Genomic DNA, 24432 nt, shown 5'->3' on the forward strand with positions numbered 1-24432 from the left:
GATTGGTGTAGCTCCCATGACAAAAGAAAGTGGACGCTACAAAGGAAAACGCGTCATCCAAGGAGGACGCGCTCAAGTGCGGACAGTTCTTTACATGGCAATGATGTCTGCGATGCAATGTAACCCTACTTTTAAAGCAACCTACACGCGTTTAGTCAACGCTGGAAAACCCAAAAAAGTCGCCATCATTGCCTGTGTGAGAAAGATGGTTGTTATCTTAAATTCTATGCTCAGAGACGGCAGCATGTGGGATGAAAACAGTGCTAAGAATTAATCATTGACGCCATAGTCGTTTGTTAATGGCAATCGGTGAACCCGAGATGATTGATACGGCGTTAGACCCACGTTTAAGTCGCCTCTTTTCAAACCGAGTCATCTCACGCTACAAAACCTTCGAAGATTTTTATGGCATGGAAGAAGCCATAGAACAAATCGTTTCCTACTTAAAACACGCTGCCCAAGGCCTGGAAGAACGTAAGCAGATCTTGTATCTCCTTGGCCCTGTTGGTGGTGGTAAATCCTCACTGGCTGAAAAACTGAAAAGCCTGATGCAGAAAGTGCCTGTGTACATTCTGACAGCCAACGGTGAACGCAGCCCGGTAAACGACCATCCTTTCTGTTTATTCGATGTTGTTGAAGACGGCGCTTTGCTTGAAAGCGAGTACGGTATTTCACAACGTTACGTTCGTTCTATCATGTCGCCTTGGGCAGCTAAACGCCTGCACGAATTCGGCGGTGATATCAGTAAATTCCGCGTGGTGAAAGTACGCCCTTCAATCTTAGACCAAGTTGCAGTGGCCAAAACCGAACCGGGCGATGAGAACAACCAAGACATTTCGTCCTTGGTCGGCAAAGTCGACATTCGACAACTCGAGCACTTTGCGCAAGATGACCCAGATGCCTACAGCTACTCCGGCGCGCTGTGTAAAGCCAACCAAGGCTTGATGGAATTCGTCGAAATGTTCAAAGCACCGATCAAAGTGCTTCACCCATTACTGACAGCCACGCAAGAAGGTAACTACAACGGTACAGAAGGCCTGTCAGCATTGCCCTTTGACGGCATGATTCTGGCTCACTCAAACGAATCCGAGTGGCAGACATTCCGTAACAACAAGAACAACGAAGCCTTCCTCGACCGTGTTTATATTGTGAAAGTGCCATACTGCTTGCGCGTATCGGAAGAGATGAAGATTTACGACAAGCTATTAGAGAGCAGTGAGCTCTCATCCGCACCATGCTCGCCAAGCACGCTCGATATTCTTGCGCGCTTCAGTGTCCTTTCTCGTCTGAAAGAGCCTGAGAACTCAAGCATCTTCTCGAAAATGCGTGTGTACGACGGTGAAACCTTGAAAGACACGGATCCAAAAGCCAAGTCTTACCAAGAATACCGTGACTACGCGGGCGTCGATGAAGGCATGAACGGTCTTTCTACGCGCTTCGCCTTTAAGATCCTGTCACGCGTGTTCAACTTTGACCATTCAGAAGTCGCGGCTAACCCTGTGCACCTGTTCTATGTGCTCGAGCAGCAAATCGAACGTGAACAATTCCCGCAAGAAGTGGCAGAGAAGTACCTTGAGAACCTCAAAGGCTACTTGATTCCCAAATACGTTGAGTTCATCGGTAAAGAAATTCAGACCGCTTACCTAGAGTCTTATTCTGAATATGGTCAGAACATCTTTGACCGCTACGTGACTTACGCAGACTTCTGGATCCAAGACCAAGAGTACCGCGATCCGGATACCGGCCAATTGTTCGACCGCTCTGCATTGAACAGCGAGCTGGAAAAAATCGAGAAGCCTGCGGGGATCAGTAATCCTAAAGACTTCCGAAATGAAATTGTTAACTTCGTGCTTCGTGCTCGCGCTAACAATGAAGGCAAGAACCCGGTTTGGACCAGCTACGAAAAACTTCGTACTGTGATTGAGAAGAAAATGTTCTCGAACACAGAAGAGCTGCTGCCTGTCATTTCCTTCAATGCCAAAACGTCGACCGAAGAGCAGAAGAAACACGACGACTTTGTCGCTCGTATGATGGAGAAGGGATATACCCGCAAGCAAGTGCGACTCCTGTCTGAATGGTACCTACGCGTGCGTAAGTCTTCATAATTCAGCGTAGTCAGAGAAGTAACCAGCATACGGGGGGCTTATGGCGCATTTTATAGATCGACGGCTCAACGGAAAAAACAAGAGTACGGTCAATCGCCAACGTTTTTTACGTCGTCACAAGAGGCAGATTAAAGAGTCTATTGCTGATGCCGTAAATCAACGCTCGATTACCGATGTGGATAGTGGTGAGAGCATCACTATCCCCTCTCGCGACATCCGAGAGCCGACTTTTCGTCAAGGCAAAGGAGGACAGCGTGATGCTGTCCATCCTGGCAACGATCAATTCATCGCAGGTGATCGCATCGAGCGCCCACCTGGCGGTGGTGGAAGTGGCGGCGCAGGAGAAGGGCAAGCCAGTCCTGACGGCGAAGGCCAAGACGAGTTCGTGTTTCAGATTTCCAAAGACGAATATCTCGATTTGTTATTTGAAGACTTAGAATTGCCTAACCTTCAAAAAAATCAGATGACCAAGTTGGTCGAATACAAAACCCATCGCTCTGGTTTCAAAGCCACGGGTGTACCGTCCAACATTGCCATCGTGCGTTCGCTGCAAAACTCACTGGCTCGCCGTACAGCGATGTCTGCGGGTAAGCGACGCAAAGTGAAAGAGCTCGAAGCAGAACTTGCACTGTTGAAAGGGACAGAGCCTGCTCAGCCGCTCGAAGAGAAACGCATCGAAGAAGAAATTCAGTCGCTCAAAGACAAAATCAAAGCCGTGCCCTTTATCGACACCTTTGATTTGCGATTTAAGAACTACGAAAAACGCCCACAGCCAAGCAGTCAGGCCGTGATGTTTTGTTTGATGGATGTCTCGGGTTCAATGGACCAAGCCACCAAAGACATCGCCAAGCGCTTTTATATCTTGCTCTACCTCTTCTTAACACGCACATACAAAAGCGTTGAAGTGGTGTTCATTCGCCACCATACGCAAGCCAAAGAAGTGGACGAGCATGAGTTTTTCTATTCGCAAGAAACCGGCGGCACCATTGTCTCCAGCGCATTGCGATTGATGGATGAAATCGTCAAAGCACGCTATCCAGCTAGCGAGTGGAACGTGTATGCAGCACAAGCTTCAGATGGCGATAACTGGGCGGATGATTCCCCAGGTTGTCGTGAATTACTCGAAAAACAACTGCTGCCTGTGACGCGATATTATTCCTATATCGAAATTACTCGCCGTGCGCACCAAACGCTTTGGCGAGAATATGAAACGCTTGATGAAAACTACGAAAACTTCGCCATGCAGAACATTCGAACTGCCGACGATATCTTCCCTGTGTTCAGGGAGCTATTTAAGAAACAAGTAAGTTAGTCGGCGTGTTGTTGCAAACGCACTAAGCATTTCGCATTCGGTTCGGACGCCAAGGAGGACCATGATGACTGTCTCCGCAAAGAAGAAAAACAAGACACTCAGTGATGGGCCAGATTGGACATTTGATCTTCTTGACCAATACCACACTGAAATCAAGCGAGTAGCGGCGCACTACAAGCTCGATACGTACGTGAATCAAATTGAAATTATCACTGCCGAGCAGATGATGGATGCCTACTCCAGTGTGGGCATGCCGATCAACTACAGCCATTGGTCATTCGGCAAAAAATTCATCGAAACAGAGCGCAATTACAAACACGGTCACATGGGGTTGGCGTACGAAATCGTCATTAACTCCGACCCGTGTATCGCTTATTTGATGGAAGAAAACACCATCACCATGCAGGCGCTCGTTATGGCGCACGCCTGCTATGGCCACAACTCTTTCTTCAAAGGAAATTACCTGTTCCAAACCTGGACTGATGCCAGTTCCATCATTGATTACCTCCTCTTCGCCAAAAACTACATCAGCGAATGTGAAGAGAAATACGGCGTTGATGAAGTCGAGAAACTGCTCGATTCCTGCCATGCCTTGATGAACTACGGTGTCGACCGCTACAAGCGTCCGCAGAAAATCTCCATGGCAGAAGAAGTCGCACGCCAGAAAGCCCGTGAGGATTATCTACAAACCCAAGTCAACGCACTTTGGCGCACTATCCCCACCAGCGAGAAGAAACGTGAAATCGAAGTGGAGCGCTTCCCTTCAGAGCCACAAGAAAACATCCTGTATTTCTTTGAGAAGCATTCACCGTTGCTCGAGCCTTGGCAACGCGAAGCCATTCGTATCGTTCGTAAAGTCAGCCAGTATTTCTACCCGCAGAAACAGACGCAGGTAATGAATGAAGGCTGGGCAACGTTCTGGCACTACACCATCTTGAATCATATGTATGACGAAGGCTTGGTGAGTGATCGCTTCATCATGGAATTCCTGCACAGCCACACCAACGTGGTTGCTCAACCCCCCTACAACAGCAAGTATTACAGCGGTATCAACCCTTATGCTTTGGGTTTTGCCATGTTTACCGACCTTCGTCGAATTTGTGAAAACCCGACGGAAGAAGACAAGCACTGGTTCCCAGACATTGCCGGTTCTGATTGGCTCGAAACACTGCATTTCGCCATGCACAATTTCAAAGATGAAAGCTTCATTAGCCAGTTCTTGTCACCGAAAGTGATGCGCGACATGAAGTTCTTTGCCATCAACGACGATGATAGACAGAACTACATAGAAGTGACGGGAATTCACAACGAAGAAGGTTATCAGCAACTGCGCGAGAAGCTTTCCGCTCAGTATAATTTGGCCAACCACGAACCGAACATTCAGGTTTGGGATGTTGATTTACGTGGAAATCGCTCGCTCACGCTGCGCTATGTGCCACACAACCGAATTCCACTCGGAAACTCACACGAGGAAGTGCTCAAACATGTTCATCGTTTGTGGGGGTTTGAAGTGGTGCTCGAAGAGGAAACCCCAGAAGGGAAAGGAAAGATCATCGCGACGTGTCCAAAGCGCCCGCAGTTTGATCCGGATTTGATCCCAGGGACTTAGTACCCGCAGAGCGGCTTATCCATAAAAACAAAAAACCGCCAAATTGGCGGTTTTTTTTCGTGTCTCTCTGTTGTGCCTAAAGACACAACACGAAGCGTTTACGCTTCTTCTTGTTCCATCAGTTTTGCAATGGTATCGCGGTTACCGAACCACATCGCACCACTTTCACGACCATACTGTTTAATACGGTCAGCCACATCACCATGGCTGTTTGAAAGCGTCAAATCCAGAAGGTCACGGTAGAACTGAAGTGCCAGCTCACAAGCACGTTGATCCATGAAGTAATAACCACCCACGCGCGAGTAAATCTTACGCATGCCGTTCATGGTCAATACGTAAACTTTATTGCCCGAACGCTGAGCCATACCTTGGAACAACATATAGTCGAAGTGGTTGAACGCACGGCCGCGACAAACTGCCTCGCACAATTCAGTGTCCAGCTTACCAAAGGTATCGTAAATCTTTTTCACGTCTTGCTGAATGGCTGCTTTTTCTTCCACGTCATCAACGAACGCAGTAAAGCTGTCGCTCGCAAGCAGTGTTTCACAACGGCTAATGACTTTTTCAATCAGCGCGGCGCAAGACTGTGCATCGTTCTTCATCGCATAGCGCATGTAAACGCCGCTGATGTCAGTGCGTGCTGCAAGAAGGTTTTCTAGCACGCCATGAACATCTTCACCTTCAAGGGTAACAAGCGTATCAAGGATGTTTAAACCAGACGTGTTCATGTAGTCATTAACACGGGTAGGTTTGCCGTGTTGGATGGTTAACCAACCGTCACGTGCAAGGCGTTGAAGGACTTCACGAAGCGTTGTACGCGTAACGCCAATAAGTTCTGATAGCTCTCGCTCTGCAGGCAAAATAGAGCCCTGAGGAAAGTGATTATTCCAGATACTTTCTATTATATATTTCTCAGCAAACGTTGCCGGGCTATCAGCCTTAATAACCATTTAGTATTGTATCCAAGTTGCTTCTTATCCTGATTAATAACTCATCATACCACTTCTCACATCAACCGAGAAACCTTCCGGTGACATCGATTCACGTCATTTAACGTCCACCGCCTGAGCCAGTTCACATACAGAGAAATTTTCAACGCGCCATACACAACCCGTATCAGCAGTAAGTGGTATAAAAATCGCACCGTTTAAAACACACGGCGTCCAATAAAAACCACCAAGCGCTTCGCAATTTCATCGATAACCTCTAATGCAGGGATTAGGCGCTCATTCAATGATTATTCATAAATAGCTCAATATTCACGTGCATTAGCATTAACTCACTGAATAAAAATCACCAAAGCATGAAACTCTGCTCGGACAATGTTGATCCGCATCACTGTATCAATACCCACCGCAGCATAAAATACCGCCGCAAAATGTTACAGAAACCGTCAACTGACTCGCGTCCTTGTTGCTTTTTTTCGTAACAAATTCCAGTAATTTAATTAACACGAAAAGGAATGTTGACTGTTTAGAAACTCGCTGTATTGTGTGCTCCGTGTATACCTGTGCGATGGGGCATCAAAGGTCGTGCGAGTTGAGAAATCGACGTTAGGTTTGTAAATCCTCTCCTGTTTCCACCAAAGGCGAATAATGCAAAACAACCGCCAGCCTCAACAACAGTTTATTTACACCTTCTTTTCAATTTTCCAAGAAAATTAGCTTATTTCATAAGAACAGAGAAACAGACATGGCAATTACGCTAAGGAATGCCTTTACCAAGAACTTTCTCGGTAAAGCACCTGACTGGTACAAAGTAGCAATCATCGCATTTTTGATTATCAACCCAATTGTCTTCGCAATTGACCCATTTGTGGCAGGTTGGTTACTCGTCATCGAGTTTATTTTCACTCTGGCGATGGCGCTGAAGTGTTACCCACTTCAACCAGGCGGTTTGTTAGCCATTGAAGCTGTTGCGATCGGCATGACCGATGCCAGCACAGTAAAACATGAGCTTGTGGCAAACTTTGAAGTGCTACTGCTGCTGATCTTCATGGTTGCAGGTATCTACTTCATGAAGCAGCTTTTGCTGTATATGTTCACAAAGATACTCCTTGGCATCCGCTCTAAAGCCCTTCTTTCTCTCGCGTTCTGTGCAGCAGCAGCCTTACTTTCTGCATTCTTGGATGCCCTAACTGTTATTGCTGTTGTTATCAGCGTCGCGGTTGGTTTCTACTCTATTTACCACCGCGTCGCATCAGGTGGTGCCGCAGATAACGACCCAACCTCTGACGATAATCTCGGTGATGACCTAAGCCGCGAAGACCTTGAACAATACCGTGCATTCCTACGTAGCCTGCTCATGCATGCAGGTGTCGGTACGGCATTGGGTGGCGTAATGACCATGGTAGGTGAGCCACAGAACCTGATCATTGCTGAAAAAGCGGGTTGGCAGTTCGGTGAGTTCATCATCCGCATGTTGCCTGTAACCTTACCCGTGTTGGTTTGTGGTTTGCTTACCTGTTTGTTCGTAGAGAAGTTCCGCCTGTTTGACTACGGCACAGAGCTTCCAGAAAACGTGCGTGCGATCCTTGTTGAATTCAACAACGCTGAAAAAGCAAAGCGCACAAACATCGACGTGGCAAAATTGATTGCACAGGCGTGTATCGCAGTATTCCTTGTGATTGCTCTGGCCATGCACCTTGCGGCTGTTGGCCTCATCGGCTTGATGGTTATCATCCTTGCTACGTCGTTCACAGGCGTCATTGATGAACACCACATTGGTAAAGCCTTCGAAGAAGCACTGCCATTTACCGCGCTACTTGCCGTATTTTTCTCTATCGTTGCGGTCATCGTTGACCAAGAGCTTTTCGCGCCCGTCATCAGCGCCGTACTTCAACTTGAAGGTGGCGCACAGCTGACCATGTTCTACATCGCGAACGGTTTGCTTTCTATGGTGTCTGATAACGTATTCGTTGGTACGGTTTACATCAACGAAGTGAAAGCAGCACTCATGGATGGTGTGATCACACGTGAACAGTTTGAATTGCTGGCGGTTGCTATCAACACGGGTACTAACCTACCTTCAGTTGCAACGCCGAACGGCCAAGCTGCGTTCTTGTTCCTGCTAACGTCAACGCTTGCACCGCTACTTCGGTTGTCTTACGGCAAAATGGTGTACATGGCATTGCCATATACCGTCGTGATGGGTCTTGTTGGCTTGGCGGGTATTGAGCTGCTGTTGGTACCAATGACAGATTGGTTCTACGCTGCTGGCTGGATCTCACTGGGTGATGCAAGTGCTGTTAGTGCAGTGACCTCTGGCCATTAATTGTTGATTTTTGGTCAAATAACACTTTGAATAGCAAAGTCCTGCCTACGCAGGGCTTTGTCTTTTTAGAACGGATACGTTAACTATGTTGGCCTTTTTCAATGAAATCTCTCGAACCCGCGGAGCGTGGCTTCTGCTCTTGCTTTCTGTTTTAGGGTTTGAGTTATGCGCGCTTTACTTTCAACACGTGATGAACCTTGCACCGTGTGTGATGTGTATTTATGAACGTGTTGCCATGGCGGGCGTTTTGGTCGCTGCTTTCATTGGCTTACTGGCACCACAAAATGGGCTCATCCGCTGGGCTGGTTTGTTGGGTTGGGGCGTATCTGCGGGTTATGGATTAAAACTATCCATTGAACACGTTGGCTATCAGTTTCCTGATCCTAACGATTTGTTTGGCGCAACATGCGACATCTTCGTTTCTTTCCCTTCTTGGGCCCCACTCAACAAATGGGTACCTTGGATGTTTGAAGCAAACGGCGATTGCAGCAAAGTGGTTTGGCAATTCTTCGATCTGTCCATGCCACAATGGCTTGTGATCATTTTTGCTGCCATGCTGATTGTGCTCGTTATCGTTGTGCTTTCTCAGTTCTTTGGTAAGCGCCGCGAACGTCGTCTGTTCTAGTCTTTCAATAGACGAACCCAGATAGAAAAATCCCTGCCTAGGCAGGGATTTTTTATTGGTGGCAGGTGAGCCGACTCAGTGTTGCTCCAGCAACAACGACACCAAGGGTTTATCAGCATCACTGAAGTCATAATCCACCAGCTCTGACGCTGTCACCCAAGCCATGGCTTGATGACAAAGCAAAGTGATATTTCCTGTTTCGCATCGACAACGGTAGCTGCGCAGCAATACCGATTTGTTTGGGTAGTGATGCAAGGTTTCGGTGAGAAAATCCCCCACAGCAACGGTAATATCGAGCTCTTCTTTCAACTCGCGCGCCAAGGCTTCTGGTTCCGTTTCTCCCGCTTCGACTTTACCACCGGGAAACTCCCACAATCCTTTTGCTTCTTCGGTGTCATGGCGTTGGGTAATGAGCACACGCTCACCGTCTGTGACCACACCTGCCACCACCCAAAGTGGCTTATCGGTCATTATTCTTTACCGCTCACGCTTACTTGCCGCAGCATTTTTTGAATTTCTTGCCACTACCACATGGGCAAGGATCATTTCGCCCCACGGATTTGTAAGGATTCACCGCACGCGCGCCCGATCCTTGTTGCACTTCATCCGCCGCCAGTGCCACTTCGTTAATCATGAGTGGAAGCTGCTGATAGTATTTTTCTGGTGAGGGCAGCGAAGAAAGCCCCGCTTCTTCCATTTGTGCCAGCGTGCCCTGCTCGTCGTGCAAAAACAGCATGGTGGTCATTAGGGCAGACAACATACGACGGCTGCCGTCTGACACCGTCACTTCCTGCCACGCTGGTTCAATGTGAGGCCACACCGCTAAGAAGCCTTCTGCAAACGCTTGGTGCGTTTCAGTGCGCGCCGATTCCAATGCAAGCTCCGTGGGTAACGCGTATTCATGCTTCATAAGCAAGGCATATTGCTGCTCGAAACGTAACATGATGCTGCGCTTTTTCTCTGGATTCAGCGGCTCAACATTGTCTTCTTCAACGCCGCCCGTAATGAGCAAAGGAAGCCACATGTCAGGGTCTAGTGGTGCTGGCGATAAGTTTGCTGCCAAGAGTGCACCTTCAATAAACGTGGCTGGCATTCCTGCCCAATCGTCATGCAGTTCAACAAGTTTGGTCATTACGGATCTCAAGGTTTAAAATTAGAGAGTAGTCGCCCCTCCCCCCTACGAATAGGAAGCATATGAGACGATAAATCAGCGAGTTTAAAAGTAGCCAACGAACCGTTACAGATTCTTACGCTTTTCTCTTGATGATTGTCTGATTACGATCATTTCGCTAGCGTGCATTCTACATCGCTTATGCTATTTTTCAGCAAAACAGACGACGATTTGTCTCGAATATCCAAATCATCAATATGATCACTTTATATCACTCCGTGATAGCCTCGTTGTGCTTTCACTTATTGAAAAGGACTTATTAGTGCCATTGTCTCGAAGTGTCATTTTGGCAGGTGCTACGGGTTTGGTGGGTGACGAAATCCTCCATCAATTGCTTGGCGATCCTAACGTGACACAAATTCACGTGGTGACGCGCCGTCCCATTGCTGTTAGTTCTCCGAAGATCATTGTGCATCAAAGTCAGGATCTGACGGTGACACATTGGCAGCCTGAATGGCCCGTACCACTGCAGGGTTACATCGCCCTTGGCACCACGAAAAAAATCGCGGGTTCCAGCAAAGCCTTGGAAGAGGTTGATTTGCACTTAGTGGTGAAAGTGGCACGCATGATGGCAGTGATGGGCGTAAAGCACGTTTCTGTTGTCTCTAGCCTATTCGCTCACCCTTGGTCCCCTTCTCACTACCTGCGTTGCAAAGGGAAGATGGAACGCGCGCTCTCTGAGATGGGGTTCAAACGCCTGCTTGTCGCAAGACCTGGGCCGTTGCTTGGCCAGCGTGATATTGAAAGAAAAGATGAGCAAATGCTTCAGCGCATTATGCCGATCTTCAAGCCTTTCCTCGCAGGGCCACTCGCAGATTTTGAGCCTGTCGAAGCGGTGAGAGTTGCACGGGGCATGATCCAAGCGTTAACGGAGCAAAACTGGCCGGGAAGGCTGGATATGCGCATCCTTCCGGGTCGCGTGTTAACGCACTCCTGAGCATTCCTTGACACCCCTTACTCGTTTACCGTAACGAATAACAACGAAAAAGGCAGACGCTACGTCTGCCTTTTTACTGTCTGAGTCGCGATAAAAATAGCGCCGAGTGTATTTAGAACACGGCCTCAGCTACAGGCTTCTTCTCTAGCGCGTTAAGCGCATCAACGATGACGGCAAGCACTTTGAATTTGTCGTTGTATTGGCGCAATTCCATAAACACAGGGTGTGCTTCTGGATACTGATCTTTCAGGTAGCGGAACCACTGCTTAACACGGTTTGCGTAGTACAAGCCTTTGTCACCGCGGATTTCAAATTCAGAGTATCGCACCAATAAAATCAACACTTCATGCCACGTCATCGGTGCTTGTCCGGTTTTGATATGGGCACCAAGGTTAGGCATGTTTAACGCACCACGGCACACCATTAACGTGTCGCAACCTGTTACCTCTTGGCAACGAATGGCGTCATCTTGCCCCCAAATATCACCGTTTGCCGTCACAGGAATGGTGAGGCGATCAGCAATGTCGCCAATCAAATCCCAACGCACCGTGCCCGGCTTATAAGCATCCGCTTTGCTTCGACCGTGTACCACGATTTCATTCGCGCCAGCGGACTGCACGGCATCGACAATTTCACGGTAGGGCGAACAATCATCAAAGCCCAAACGCACTTTTGCACTGACAACCGCATCACTCGGCACAGCGTCACGAACGGCTTTCACCACTTGATACATCAATTCCGGGTTTTTCAGCAGCGCCGCACCACCATTGCTGCCATTCACCATTTTTGAAGGACAGCCAAAGTTGATGTCAACGCCCGCAGAACCAAGCTCGATCACCTGCGCCGCGTTTTCAGCCATATACTGTGGCGATTGCCCCAACAATTGAATGCGCACAGGGGTACCAGATGCCGTTTTACCGCCCGCAGCAAGCTCAGGACTCATACGGTGATAAACACGCGGTGGTAGAAGGCTGTCAACAATGCGCACAAACTCCGTCACACAGAGGTCGTAGTGATTGATTTCAGTGAGCATTTGACGCATCAACGCATCAAGCACACCTTCCATAGGACCAAGAACGAGTTTCACGTCTAGTTGCCCTTGCGCGGATGGTTCAGGATGTGGTCTTCCCAGTCGATAACGTCGATTTCATAAACGACTTTTTCACGCACCGATTCATCCGCCGCATGCATGGCCTCTTTTGAGCCCGTGATCAGTGGATGCCATGCTGGAAGTGGCTTATTTTCAGCCAGTAAGCGATAAGCGCACGTGTCTGGTAGCCAGTAGAATTCTTCGATTTTCTCGCGAGATAGCTTCAAACAGTCTTCGTCGTAGCTGAAACGGTTCGTATAGTCTTTGCACGAACAGGTTTTATCATCCAGCAGGCTGCAGGCCACGTTGGTGTAATACAACTCTTCTGTGTCTTCATCAATCAGCTTGTGAAGGCAGCACTTACCACAACCATCACAGAGTGATTCCCACTCAGTGTCCGTCATGTCGGTCAGTGTCTTTTGTTGCCAGAAGGGTGTTGTCATTATTGCGTGTCCTGCCAGAAAATGATGAAGCTATAACGATGTAGCCATGAGGCGGTGTTTATACCACCCACTAACGAAAGTGCAAGACCTATCAGACAAGATCAATAAGTTACGCGTGAGTGATGGCAACCTTTTGCGTTACTCACTAACGAATGATAATGTGCGCGCCTTCTTTTGAGTGTTGAGTGGGATGGATGAAAGAGCAAGAAGTAGAGTGTCGACTCGGCTGCGGAGCCTGTTGCATTGCGCCCAGCATTTCATCGCCAATTCCGGGTATGCCAAACGGCAAAGCGGCCGGCGAGCGCTGTATTCAATTGAACGATGAGAATCTGTGTAAGATTTTTGGCCAACCAGACCGCCCAGCGGTATGCAGCCAATTTAAAGCAGATAAAGATATTTGCGGCACAACGAATGCGCACGCAATGGCAGTGCTGATCGAACTAGAAACGCTTACCTTCTAATATCCAGTAAGCGCTCTACAACGGCGATAAAACGCTATTCCGCGGTTTTCAACGCCACTTCTTCTTCCGACAAGGTTTTCACCACGCGACACGGATTCCCCACCGCAACGCTGTTGTCTGGAATGCTTTTGTTCACCACACTGCCCGCGCCAATCACGCAATTCTTTCCGATCGTGACCCCGGGTAACACAATCACCCCGCCACCAATCCAGCTGTTCTCACCAATGGTGATCGGTAAACCGTACTCTTCCAAATTGCCCACGCGACGCTGCACATCCAATGGGTGCGTTGCGGTCAGCAGTTGAACGTTGTTCGCCATCATGACATTGTCACCAATGGTCACTGGCGCAACATCCAAAATGGTGCAGCTAAAGTTCATGAACACGCCTTTACCCACGGTGATGTGTTGGCCGTAATCACAATAAAAAGGCGGTTCGGCATAGAGGGTTTCGCAGGCATTTGGCAACAAATCGCGCTTGGCGATTTTCCACTCATCCGTATCTGGCAAGCTTTGGTTAAAACGTCGCATCGCTTCACGGCAACGTGTTTTGTCAGCCACCAATTCCGGATCGCTTGCACGATATAGCTCGCCGCTTAGCATTTTTTGCTTTTCAGTTTTCATATTTACTCATTTTTTCGTCACACTGAATACGTCGCACATTACCCTAAGCTGGAGAATCAAAGTGGGATCAAGGTTCATAATCCTTTGTTTATTGAGCGTATTATCAGGCTGTGTATCAACGCCGCCATCGCGCTACAACGACATCCCCTCACAGCAATGTGAAAAACAGCTTCAAACTTTCTATCAAGAGGTTAAGCACACACACACCTCCCTCTTACCTTTTCACTATGATGTGCGATTTCCTCATTTGGCGTTTGATCGCTTCAGCGCTTCTTTACCCGCCTCGTTAACAACCCTTGAAGGCAAAAACCAATGGCTTGCCTATGTGCACGGACTCGGAGAGAAGCAACTGCACACAGCCATGGCGTGGCAGAACGGCCTGTCCGATACACGTCGCGCATCACTTCAACAATGCCAAGAGCAATTGGCGCGATCGAGCAGCGAAAGCACCTTGTTTTGGCAGCAAATGGACGCCAAGCCCGTCGTTATCCCATCCGCGTATCAACCGTGGAAGCGTGTCGTGGGGATCTACCCCTTAGCCAGTTTGGTCGCGAAGGGTCAAATAGAAGAAGAGCAGGCACATATCCAACGTGAATTCACACGCCCACTTGCCCATCCTTTTCACTATGACGCACTCGTGAATGACGAGATCGCGCGCGACGATGCGCACCTCACCATTCAAAAAATGGTGGAGCAAGCACGAGAAGAGTCCGCGCTGAATTGGCCTATATTATCTGCGCCAGAAGCAGACCTGCTTCTTAGCCACTATGCGCCCGTCTTTACCGTTGAAACCCTGTCAAAGGCGGACTTGCCAGGAGCCCTTGAACTTGACGATGATGCCTCGCCTACCATCAACACAAACACGCCAACCCTTTACAAAGACATCAGCTACACGCAGTTTAATGGCGACATCCTACTTCAACTTAATTACGTCTTGTGGTTCTCAGCAAGACCCGCCGAAAGCACATTTGACCCATATAGCGGCGCGTTTGATGCAGTGAATATCCGCATAACGTTGGATAAACAGGGGGCGCCTTTGATCGTGGATGCTATTCATCAATGTGGTTGCTTTCACATGGTGTATGCACTTAGCCCGACACTCTCTTTCGTCGAGAGTGAGCACGAGAAACCGATTCAACAACACCTTGCGAAACCGCAGCCATCAAACCGTTTGCATGTATCGCTGTCCGGCGGCAGACACATGATCACTGATTTACATTTTACCAGTAACATACCCGCGGCTATTGGCCTCAACACGCAACCACTGGATGCCTTTCTTACGTTGAAAGCATCAAACGGCAATGTCCTTAGCCCCTTCAATCAACATGGTGTTCTGGCAGAAAGCGCCCGAGGCGAACGGTGGTTTCTGTGGCCGTTTGGGGTTAGAAATCCCGGTGCGATGCGACAACAAGGTCAACACGCTATCGCCTTTATTGGCGAACGCCATTTTGATGATGCAAAGATATTCGACACGTTGCTGACCCAAAATGAACCACAAGAAAGTCATTCAGAATAACGCTCCCGACATACGGACTAAAACGAAAAAAGCGAGCCAATGGCTCGCTTTTAAATCAGGGTGCTAACCGTTAAACGATTAATGCACGTGGCCGTGCTCTAGCTCTTCTGGCGTCGCATCACGCACTTCGCGCACAACACCTTCAAAGTGCAAAACCAAGCCCGCCAGTGGGTGGTTGCCATCAATGGTCACGTCTTCACCGTCGATTTCGACGATAGTAACCTGAATGTTGCCTTGTGGGCCTTGAGCATTAAACACCATGCCGACTTCCAGCTCTTCAACACCTTGGAAAACACTCTTCTCAACGTTTTGAATCAGCGCTTCATTGCGATCACCGTAAGCATCTTCTGGATGCACTTCCGCTTGGAATGCGTCACCTTCGGCTTTACCTACAAGGGCTTTTTCCAGACCAGGGATAATGTTGCCCGCACCAGCAAGGTATGCGAGTGGCTCTTTACCTTCAGACGTATCGATTACCTGACCTGTTTCGTCCTTCACGGTGTAATCAATTACTACGACTTTGTTTTCTTCAATCATCTTGCCATCCTTTATCGGCAGCGAATGTATATATCTGAACGACCGGACAGATACTGGTCATCCCTCTGCGGGAATACTTTGACTCTAACACAGCGGCTTAATCGCCGTGTTTCAACTGACTAATCTACGCCGACTGAATGAAAAAAACGTGAACTTACGCGATTCAGGCAGTTAAAAGTAAGAATATTCAGAAGTCTATGACGCCCTTCAGAATAAAGAGCGTCATTAAGGTATGAGCGTGTTAGCTTATCGCCACAGCGCTTTGACAGGGTAATCAGGACGGAAACGATGTGCCACTTGCGCTTGCAGTAATTCTGCGGTTGCGACCGCATCTGTCAGCGCGTTATGCCCTTGGTAAAAAGGCAGATTATAACGGCGACGACTGTCAGCAAGGCGGATCGAGGTAAGCGGCTTTTTCAGCAGCCAAGACCAAAACTTATTGCTGGGTTTTCGGTAATACCAAGATTCCACTTCCAACGTATCGATCATCGGGAAAAGCAGTCCTTCACCCAGTCGGTATTTTATCGCGGCATCTAAGAACTCACGCTCTATACGGCGGTAATGCACCACCACCACCTTCCCTTCGAGATGAGACAACACCTCTTCCAGTACTCGTTGTAAATCCGGTGCATCACTGACATCGGAATGCGTAATACCGTGAAAGCACACCGACTCTTCTTCCAAAGGTCGACGTGGCTTTACTATCCAGTGTTTCGCTTGGCTACAGTGAATGCGCGACAAGGTAAATGGCACCAAACCAATACTTACAATGTCATTTTTCTGCGGATCGAGCCCTGTGGTCTCGAGATCCAGTGCCACAAACTGCACGTCCGACAGTGGCGTATCGCCACTGACCACGCCCGCTTCATAGAAGCGTTCCAGCAACGGCACTTTCGCCCGCTCTTTCAAGCGCTTGATAACAGTTGGCCAGTCCGGGCCCGCCTGAACCAGCGGTGCCCCTTTGTTGGGTTCAAGAAATAGCACGGGTCACCTAATTGCTGCGGCTGGGTTGATAACGGTATTTCAAAAACTTCTGCGCATTGCTGAGGATTTGGAATGCATCCTTCAGGTTTCGACGCTCAAAGTCAGACAGGTTTTCAGGTTCGATGTTGTTATCAGGTTCTTGATCACCGGCCACATCCAAGGCTTGGTGACGGATACGCACCATGGAAATGAATTCCATCGCATCGCGTAAATCTGTGCCGCGGCCTTTCGGCAAAATGCCGGCTTCGATGATGTCATCCAAGCGCTCAAAGGAGTTTTGCGAACGTGAATCCACCGCCAGCGCATGAACACGAATCAAATCCGCCAATGGCGCAGTGCCGCGACGTTTCAGGTTCATCGAGTTCTTGTGGCGCCCGTCTTGCTCAAGCACGAAATCTTTAAAGAAGCCCAATGGTGGCGTGCGGTTCAACGCATTTCGCGCCATGCAAGCAAGGAAACGGTTGTTACGACGGGCGCGGCGTCCGACAAACGCTTTGAGCTGCTCCGCCCAGTTGGTCGCACCGTACACGCCGTCCAAATCAAAGAAAATGTTGCTGTTAAGCAGCGATTTTGGATTCGGCTGATCAATCCAATCCGCAAACGTGGCTTCCCACTCGGTGCGGGTTTTACGCCACTCGGGGTTCGTCGCCATGATGTTACCGGTACAATAGCTGTAACCACAGCGCGCAAGGCCATCACTGACGAACTTAGCTAAGTTCGCAAAATACGGTTCGTGCTCCGCAGGATCGTACTTGTCGTCTAAGATCATGGCATTGTCTTGGTCGGTAACGATCAGTTGCTCATCACGCGCCATCGACCCCAGCGCCAAGAAACAATACCCCACAGGTGGCGGGCCAAACTCTTCTTCGCCAAGTTCCAACAAGCGCTGTTTGAAGCTACGACCGATCACTGCCATGGCAGAGCCAATCATGTGAGAGTTGGCATCTTCTTGCACCATGCGCGAGAAACACGCTGGCACGTCTTTCGACAAGACTTCGAGATCTTCGATAGATTGCTGACGGAAAATACTGTTCACGATCACCAAGCTGCTCTGAGATTCGTAACGCACGATGTCAGACAGCGCAATCACGCCGATTGGCTTTTGGTGGCGCAAAATCGGTAAGTGATGCAGGTTGTTTCTCAGCATCAACAACATGGCTTCAAAGACATAGGCATTGTGATCAAGGGTGATCACTTGCGGCGTTAAGATCTCAGACACTTGGGTGTCGAACGGCATGCCTTCGGCAAGAATGCGAGAGCGCAAATCACGGTCGGTAAGGATGCCCAAAATACGCTGGTGTTCACGTTCGTCTTCTTCGATATCAACGGACATCACGAGCAGCGAAGAAACACCTTCTTCCGTCATGATTTGTGCCGCTTCCTGTGCGGTGGCTTCACATTCCACGGTCACAGGGTCACGCAAGATCAAATCCGTGACTTTCGATGTCGTCAGATCATTGCTGTCTTTGTGATTCTCAACGGCTTGACGCAGGCGGGAGCCATCTTCGATCTCCATGAAATCGCCGAAGGTTTCGTTGTTTTCACACAAATCGTCAAAGAGATCCGCAGGGATGAAATACACCAAGCTATCTTCAATCGCCTTCGCGGGAAAACGAACGCGGCGGTTCATCATCAAGCCCCACTGACCAAACACATCCCCTTCCGTCAAACGGTTGAAAAGCTCCCCTTTTCGACGAAAGATTTCGACCGCACCGCTGCGAACAACACACAAGTCATTCAGCGGTTCGCCGTATTCAAGTATCTGCGTACCTGCACGGTAATAAGAGATGTCGATTCGCTTGGCAACAGTATCTACCGTTTCCTCAGGCATCTCGTTAAAAGGCGCATACTGTTTGAGAAACGCTGCGATTTCTATTTGTTCCGCTTCCATTAATTCTCAATCTCAGTGTTAGAGAGCCGCACACTATTGACGGCAACCTATCTAAACAAAACGAACAAAATGGGGCAGGCACTTGGCCTGCCCCATCCTCAATAGCGTCAAGTACAAAGACCTGTTTCGCTATGTTTATGGTCACCTGTGTTGTTAATCTCTCGGTTCAGACATCAAACCTTTGATCAACGAAACACAAGACACCAAAAGCACAATGGTGAATGGGAAGCCCGTCGAGACTGCCATCGCTTGCAAGGCAACCAATCCGCCTCCCATCAGTAATACAATCGCGACCAATCCTTCGAACGTACACCAGAATACACGCTGTGGTACGGGTGCATCTACTTTACCGCCCGCAGAAATCGTATCGATAACCAAAGAGCCGGAATCAGACGATGTGACAAAGAACACCACCACCAGCACGATACCGATGAATGATGTGATTTGTGCAAACGGCAGTGCATCCAGCATCGCGAACAATTGAAGTGGCAATGCCGCCTCTGTCACCGCGGTGTAACCGTCATTCACCACTTGGTCGATGGCTGTACCACCGAAAGCCGTCATCCAAAGCACACACGCCGCTGATGGGATAAGCAACACACAGATGATGAACTCACGCACCGTGCGACCGCGAGATACACGAGCGATAAACATGCCTACAAACGGTGACCAAGATATCCACCACGCCCAATAGAAGGCTGTCCAGCCTTGGGTAAAGTTGACATCTTCCCGCCCAAAGGGCATCGCCAACGCAGGGAGGTTCTCAAGGTACGCACCAAGGTTGCTGAAAAAGCCCGTCATGATCGCAATCGTGGGTCCAGCCACAATCACGAACAATAGCAACAAGATAGCAAGCATCATGTTGATTTCAGACAGACGTTTTACACCCGCGTCCAAACCCGCAACCACGGAAACCAACGCGAGCATGGTGATCAGTACCACCAAAATAATTTCGGTCGTCGTTCCCAGTGGAATACCAAAGAGGAAATTAAGACCGGATGCCGCTTGCGATGCGCCAAAGCCCAAGGATGTGGCCAAACCAAACAAGGTTGCCACTACTGCGAGGATATCGATCACATGACCAACCCAACCCCAAACGCGCTCACCAAACAATGGGTAGAACACTGAACGCATGGTCAGTGGCAAGCCCTTGTTAAACGAGAACAGCGCCAAGCCCAAGGCCAATACTGCGTAGATCGCCCACGGGTGAAGACCCCAGTGGTAAATCGTCGCTGCCATACCAAGCTTGCGCGCTTCTTCTGCGTTACCCGCTGCAGCACCTAACGGCGCCCAGTCTGTACGAACCCCATTTTCAACAGCTGTACCGCCAAAAGAGGATGCATAATGGGAGAGCGGTTCTGACACGCCGTAGAACATAAGGCCGATGCCCATCCCTGCTGCGAACAGCATGGAGAACCAACCCGCGTAGGTGTAGTCAGGCGTTGCCTCTGTACCACCTAAACGCACCCGGCCTAAGGGGCTCACGATCAGGAACAAACACACCAAGACAAAAATATCGCCTGCAGAGAGGAAGAACCAATCTAGGTTTGATGTTAACCAACCTCGCATGTCGCCGAACATCGGCGCGACATCATCTCGAAAAGCGAGGGTGACAAACACAAATAAGGTAATGAATAAACCAGAAATCAGGAAAACGCGGTTATGGATATCGAGTCCGAACGGACCAATTTTAAGCGCAATATTATCCTGGCCGACCTGATAATCAGTATCAATAGGGTTGACCTCACCATCCGGTTTCATCAACTCTTCATGACTTTTATCGCTCACAGTAAACTCCTTTGTCCGTTTTGCGAGTTAAGCAAGTCAATGTCGTTCAATAGACTTTATGCCTTGGCACTCGTTAATACGTGCACACGTTTGCACGGTACATTCGAAACGAGGTCGATAAATATCGTATCAACAAGAAGCAGATTGAACGCTCACTGACGAACTAAACACTTTAACATATCCTTAGAGTTCAATGCTTAAATAGTGAGAGATTGATCGTCTTTGATTCTAGCTTTCGCTACATTTCCAGCGATTATTGCTCTTTTTCTGCTCAGCAAGCATCGTAACGCCTGACCACAACCATTGAACTCTAAATACTCAGTCGTTCATAGAGCATCGTATGCGCTAACACATTTTGAAGTTGCGTGTATGCGTCCGCATCGATCCAATTTAAGCCAAGGTCCCCATCAAGCGATGGCGCAAAAATAAAAAGTGGGATGAAAAAAGAAAGATGAAAAAAATCCGGGCGACAAGCCGCCCGGATTTTTATGTGTCATTACGCACGTGGTTCAGACATCAAGCCTTTCACCAGTGAGAATGCACAAAGAAGCAATACGATACAGAACGGCAGACCCGTTGATACCACCATCGCCTGTAGTGCAGACAAGCCGCCACCCAGCAAGAGTGAAATCGCCACCAGACCAACGAACGAACACCAGAAGATGCGCTGTGGAACCGGTGCATCGACTTTACCGCCCGCAGAAATCGTATCGATAACCAGCGAGCCAGAATCTGACGACGTCACGAAGAAGATCACCACCAGCACGATACCCAACAAAGAGGTAATGCTCGACAATGGCAAGCCATCTAGCATGTTGAACAATTGCAACGGCAATGCCGCATCAACCACAGCACGGTAACCGTCGTTCAGTTGTTCAATCGCCGTTGTACCGAATGTGGTCATCCAAATCACACACACTGACGTTGGGATCAACAATACGCAGACGATGAACTCACGCACGGTACGACCGCGTGAAACACGCGCAATAAACATGCCCACGAACGGTGACCAAGACATCCACCACGCCCAGTAGAACGCAGTCCAACCTTGTGAGTAGTTCGCATCTTGGCGATCAAACGGCATAGACAGTGCAGGCAGGTTCTCGAAGTACGCCACCATGTTGGTGAAGATGCTGCTGAAAATGGCCATGGTTGGACCCACAGCGATCACGAACAACATCAGCATGGTCGCAAGGCCCATGTTGATTTCAGACAAGCGCTTAACGCCCGAATCCAAGCCTGCGACCACAGAGCTCAACGCCAACCCTGTGATACCAATGATCAAAATGATTTGCGTCGGCGTGCCATCAGGAATGCCGAATAAGAAATTCAAACCCGCTGCAGCCTGAGATGCACCGAAACCTAGCGACGTTGCCAAACCAAACAAGGTCGCAACAACCGCCGTGATATCGATGATGTGGCCCGGCCAGCCCCAAATTCGCTCACCAAACAATGGGTAGAACACAGAGCGGATCGTCAGTGGCAAACCTTTGTTAAAAGAGAACAGTGCCAAAGACAATGCAAGCAGCGCGTAAATTGCCCACGGGTGAAGACCCCAGTGGAAAATCGTGGCAGCCATACCCAAATCTTTCGCCGCGTCTGTACTTCCCATTGCAGCACCCAGTGGCGCCCAGTCAGTACGAACGCCATCAACCACATTCACACCGCCCAGTGAGGCAGCATAGTGGGATAAAGGCTCGGAAACGCCGTAGAACATCAAACCGATACCCATACCAGCAGCAAACAGCATAGAGAACCAACCCACATAGGTGTAGTCAGGTTTCGCTTCTGTGCCACCAAGGCGAACTCGGCCCAAAGGCGTTACGATTAAGACTAAGCAGAGCAACACGAACACGTTACCCGCAGAAATGAAGAACCAATCCATTTGCGAGGTCAGCGTGTTACGCATCTCGCTAAATACAGGTCCTACTGAGTTTCGGAACAGCAAAGTAATCGCAACAAACAGCGCGATTAAGGAACCCGAAACGACAAACACTCGGTTATGAATGTCTAGGCCAAATGGGCCGATCTTCAGTGCAATGTTATCTTGACCCACTTGGTAGTCGGTATCGATAGGGGTCACTGCACCATCCGGCGTCATTAACTCGTCATGGCTTTTATCACTCACAACTAAACTCCATTTTTGTATTTTTTGTTATTGCAGAGAGAGCACCCTCTTGTGCTTTCTTTGGACCAGAAACTATGACGCTTCATATTTGCTACGTAAAATGAAACTAAATGCTTATTAGCATCAAACTTTTTCATTAAAACCAGCTACAAAATATTCACAGTCACTGGGATGGCGCATTCTGCTCATCTCAACCACTAACTTCTTTGATCTCGGTCGGTTCAGGCGGATAAATCCATGGTTCCTTATGCGAACGCACAAAAAAACGCCGTGATAAACGGCGTTTTGGGGGCGCGAGAGAACAGGTTTTCGTCTGCTTCTCGCGATTTAAAAGGAAGTAATTACGACTGAGTCGACGGTTTGAACACGATACGCTCGTCTTCTTCACCCGCTTTCATGTCGTTGTAGCGCTCAAGGTCGAGTGCGCCTTCACTCTTCGCCACAATACAGGTCACCGCACAGTCACCCGTGATATTCACGGCGGTACGAATCATGTCCAACAAGCGGTCAACACCCATGATCAATGCGATACCTTCAAGCGGCAGACCCACTTGGTTTAGTACCATTGCCAACATCACCAAGCCAACGCCCGGTACACCAGCCGTGCCCACAGACGCCAATGTCGCCGTCAAAATCACGGTCACGTAATCCGCTAATGACAGATCAACGTTGAAAGCTTGGGCAATAAACACCGTCGCCACACCTTGCATCATCGCCGTACCATCCATGTTGATGGTTGCGCCTAGCGGGATAGTGAACGAGGCAATCTTGTTGTCAGCACCCATGCGGCGCGTGGTGGTTTCCATCGACACAGGGATGGTCGCGTTTGAAGATGCCGTCGAAAAAGCAAACATGATCGCATCTTCCATCTTCTTCAAGAAGGTGATTGGGCTTAGGCCGCTGAACACTTTCAGTAAGGTGGTGTAAGTGACCAATGCATGCAAAATCAACGCACTGCTGAGCACCAAGAAGTACTCTGCCAAACTCAAAATGGCAGAAAGACCCAGAGACGTGAACAGCTTTGCCATCAAACAGAACACGCCATACGGGGCAAGGTTCATCAGAAGAGCGACCAGCTTCAAGATCACTTCATTGAGATCACGGAAGAATGCTGCCACACGCTCACCCGGCTTACCCGATGCACTGATCGCGATACCGAACAACAAGGCGAAAATAATGATTTGTAGCGTGTTGCCTTCTGCCATCGAACTGATTGGGTTCGTCGGGAACATACCGACGATCACTTCACCGAGAGAAGGTGCTTCGGCAGCTTGGAAACTGGATGCAGCAGAAAGGTCTGCCCCTTTGCCCGGGCCAACTAACAACGCCAAGCTCATCGCGAAGGTGATCGCCAACGCCGTGGTACCCAAATAGAAGGTCAGGGTTTTGCCACCTAAGCGCCCGAGTGTTGCAATGTCTTTGAGCGCACTGGTGCCACAGACCAAAGAAACAAACACCAATGGCACAACCAACATCTTCAAGCTGGCAACAAAAATCTGACCACCTACATCGAACAAACCGTTCACGATGTAGCTGTTCACAAACCCTTCATCGGCGAACAATAAACGAATCGCAAATCCGGTCGCAATACCCATTACCATGCCGACTAGGACTCGAGTCGTTAAGGACATTTTTCTTGATTCCGTATTCATCCCAGAATACTCCTCTGCAATATTTACTTTCTTGTCACAATAATTAGCCAAGAGATTAGCAGTGTCTTTGCATATAGCATGAAGTCCTTTTTTGAGTCTCGATCGCCATTTCTGCGCTGCATCACAGATTTTCCAGCCGCCCGCAACACATTGAAAACAATGAAATAACAATAAATACGTAAGTTAGTTTGTTTTTTAATCTGCGGCACTGCTCAGAGATTTAGACATGTCATTCTGAATCTGCCTAATGACCACCAGATAAAAACCGGAATAGGGGGAATGCCAGAA

The 24432-nt window shown here is 48.9% G+C and carries 20 protein-coding genes and 1 pseudogene; 9 read left to right on the top strand and 12 right to left on the bottom strand.

Annotated elements, in window-relative coordinates; genetic code table 11:
* The 4 genes and pseudogenes from EQP46_RS17930 to EQP46_RS17945 all read left to right on the top strand — a co-directional run.
* Positions 1-274 (top strand): transposase (locus EQP46_RS17930; RefSeq protein ID WP_161972874.1); only part of this gene is annotated, 274 nt, incomplete at its 5' end.
* A gap of 16 nt (positions 275-290) precedes the next feature.
* Positions 291-2105: pseudogene (locus EQP46_RS17935) on the top strand (PrkA family serine protein kinase); the annotation flags it as partial.
* 40 nt (positions 2106-2145) lie between these two features.
* Positions 2146-3417, top strand: a complete 1272-nt coding sequence (locus EQP46_RS17940) for a YeaH/YhbH family protein (RefSeq protein WP_129494959.1) — start codon at positions 2146-2148, stop codon at positions 3415-3417.
* Positions 3418-3481: 64 nt separating this feature from the next.
* Complete coding sequence (locus tag EQP46_RS17945) at positions 3482-5026, top strand: SpoVR family protein (protein WP_129495063.1); 1545 nt, start codon at positions 3482-3484, stop codon at positions 5024-5026.
* 98 nt (positions 5027-5124) lie between these two features.
* On the opposite strand, the gene fadR is transcribed toward EQP46_RS17945, so the two are convergent.
* A complete protein-coding gene (gene fadR, locus EQP46_RS17950; RefSeq protein ID WP_129494960.1) occupies positions 5125-5976 on the bottom strand; it encodes a fatty acid metabolism transcriptional regulator FadR in 852 nt (283 codons plus the stop codon).
* Between the two features lie 742 nt (positions 5977-6718).
* Here fadR and nhaB point away from each other — a divergent pair.
* Both nhaB and dsbB read left to right on the top strand, forming a co-directional pair.
* The gene (nhaB, locus tag EQP46_RS17955) at positions 6719-8299 is read left to right on the top strand and encodes a Na(+)/H(+) antiporter NhaB (protein ID WP_129494961.1); all 1581 of its coding nucleotides are present in this window, start codon (positions 6719-6721) and stop codon (positions 8297-8299) included.
* A gap of 85 nt (positions 8300-8384) precedes the next feature.
* Entirely contained in the window at positions 8385-8924 is a 540-nt protein-coding gene (gene dsbB, locus EQP46_RS17960) for a disulfide bond formation protein DsbB (protein ID WP_129494962.1), read from the top strand.
* 75 nt (positions 8925-8999) lie between these two features.
* Here dsbB and EQP46_RS17965 read toward each other — a convergent pair whose 3' ends face one another.
* Both EQP46_RS17965 and EQP46_RS17970 read right to left on the bottom strand, forming a co-directional pair.
* The gene (locus EQP46_RS17965; protein WP_129494963.1) at positions 9000-9395 is read right to left on the bottom strand and encodes a (deoxy)nucleoside triphosphate pyrophosphohydrolase; all 396 of its coding nucleotides are present in this window, start codon (positions 9393-9395) and stop codon (positions 9000-9002) included.
* Between the two features lie 19 nt (positions 9396-9414).
* Entirely contained in the window at positions 9415-10056 is a 642-nt protein-coding gene (locus EQP46_RS17970) for a YecA family protein (protein WP_129494964.1), read from the bottom strand.
* Positions 10057-10357: 301 nt separating this feature from the next.
* Here EQP46_RS17970 and EQP46_RS17975 point away from each other — a divergent pair, with 301 nt between their 5' ends.
* A complete protein-coding gene (locus tag EQP46_RS17975) occupies positions 10358-11032 on the top strand; it encodes a Rossmann-fold NAD(P)-binding domain-containing protein (RefSeq protein WP_129494965.1) in 675 nt (224 codons plus the stop codon).
* A gap of 112 nt (positions 11033-11144) precedes the next feature.
* On the opposite strand, the gene dusC is transcribed toward EQP46_RS17975, so the two are convergent.
* Positions 11145-12119, bottom strand: a complete 975-nt coding sequence (dusC, locus tag EQP46_RS17980; RefSeq protein ID WP_129494966.1) for a tRNA dihydrouridine(16) synthase DusC — start codon at positions 12117-12119, stop codon at positions 11145-11147.
* Positions 12120-12121: 2 nt separating this feature from the next.
* Complete coding sequence (locus EQP46_RS17985) at positions 12122-12565, bottom strand: YcgN family cysteine cluster protein (protein ID WP_102394853.1); 444 nt, start codon at positions 12563-12565, stop codon at positions 12122-12124.
* A 194-nt stretch (positions 12566-12759) separates the two neighbouring features.
* On the opposite strand from EQP46_RS17985, the gene EQP46_RS17990 reads away from it, so the two are divergent.
* Positions 12760-13026, top strand: coding sequence for a YkgJ family cysteine cluster protein (locus EQP46_RS17990; protein WP_129494967.1), 267 nt, complete (start codon positions 12760-12762; stop codon positions 13024-13026).
* A gap of 34 nt (positions 13027-13060) precedes the next feature.
* Here the strand turns inward: EQP46_RS17990 and EQP46_RS17995 are convergent, their stop codons facing one another.
* The gene (locus EQP46_RS17995; protein WP_129494968.1) at positions 13061-13648 is read right to left on the bottom strand and encodes a sugar O-acetyltransferase; all 588 of its coding nucleotides are present in this window, start codon (positions 13646-13648) and stop codon (positions 13061-13063) included.
* 61 nt (positions 13649-13709) lie between these two features.
* On the opposite strand from EQP46_RS17995, the gene EQP46_RS18000 reads away from it, so the two are divergent.
* Positions 13710-15164 carry a hypothetical protein gene (locus tag EQP46_RS18000; RefSeq protein ID WP_129494969.1) on the top strand — a complete coding sequence of 485 codons (1455 nt, stop codon included), beginning with the start codon at positions 13710-13712 and terminating at the stop codon, positions 15162-15164.
* A 78-nt stretch (positions 15165-15242) separates the two neighbouring features.
* Here EQP46_RS18000 and EQP46_RS18005 read toward each other — a convergent pair whose 3' ends face one another.
* The 6 genes from EQP46_RS18005 to EQP46_RS18035 all read right to left on the bottom strand — a co-directional run bounded on the left by EQP46_RS18005 (position 15243) and on the right by EQP46_RS18035 (position 24144).
* A complete protein-coding gene (locus tag EQP46_RS18005; protein WP_129494970.1) occupies positions 15243-15701 on the bottom strand; it encodes an FKBP-type peptidyl-prolyl cis-trans isomerase in 459 nt (152 codons plus the stop codon).
* A 246-nt stretch (positions 15702-15947) separates the two neighbouring features.
* The gene (locus EQP46_RS18010; protein WP_129494971.1) at positions 15948-16685 is read right to left on the bottom strand and encodes a 3'-5' exonuclease; all 738 of its coding nucleotides are present in this window, start codon (positions 16683-16685) and stop codon (positions 15948-15950) included.
* A 7-nt stretch (positions 16686-16692) separates the two neighbouring features.
* Positions 16693-18576 carry a DUF294 nucleotidyltransferase-like domain-containing protein gene (locus tag EQP46_RS18015; RefSeq protein ID WP_129494972.1) on the bottom strand — a complete coding sequence of 628 codons (1884 nt, stop codon included), beginning with the start codon at positions 18574-18576 and terminating at the stop codon, positions 16693-16695.
* 153 nt (positions 18577-18729) lie between these two features.
* A complete protein-coding gene (locus EQP46_RS18020; RefSeq protein WP_194956852.1) occupies positions 18730-20337 on the bottom strand; it encodes a BCCT family transporter in 1608 nt (535 codons plus the stop codon).
* A gap of 523 nt (positions 20338-20860) precedes the next feature.
* Entirely contained in the window at positions 20861-22492 is a 1632-nt protein-coding gene (locus tag EQP46_RS18025; RefSeq protein ID WP_129494974.1) for a BCCT family transporter, read from the bottom strand.
* 341 nt (positions 22493-22833) lie between these two features.
* Positions 22834-24144 (bottom strand): dicarboxylate/amino acid:cation symporter, encoded by a 1311-nt coding sequence (locus EQP46_RS18035; RefSeq protein WP_129494975.1) that lies wholly within the window; start codon positions 24142-24144, stop codon positions 22834-22836.
* Between the last annotated feature and the right edge of the window lie 288 nt (positions 24145-24432).

The sequence above is a fragment of the Enterovibrio baiacu genome (assembly GCF_004120195.1).
Taxonomy (GTDB): Bacteria; Pseudomonadota; Gammaproteobacteria; order Enterobacterales; family Vibrionaceae; genus Enterovibrio; species Enterovibrio baiacui.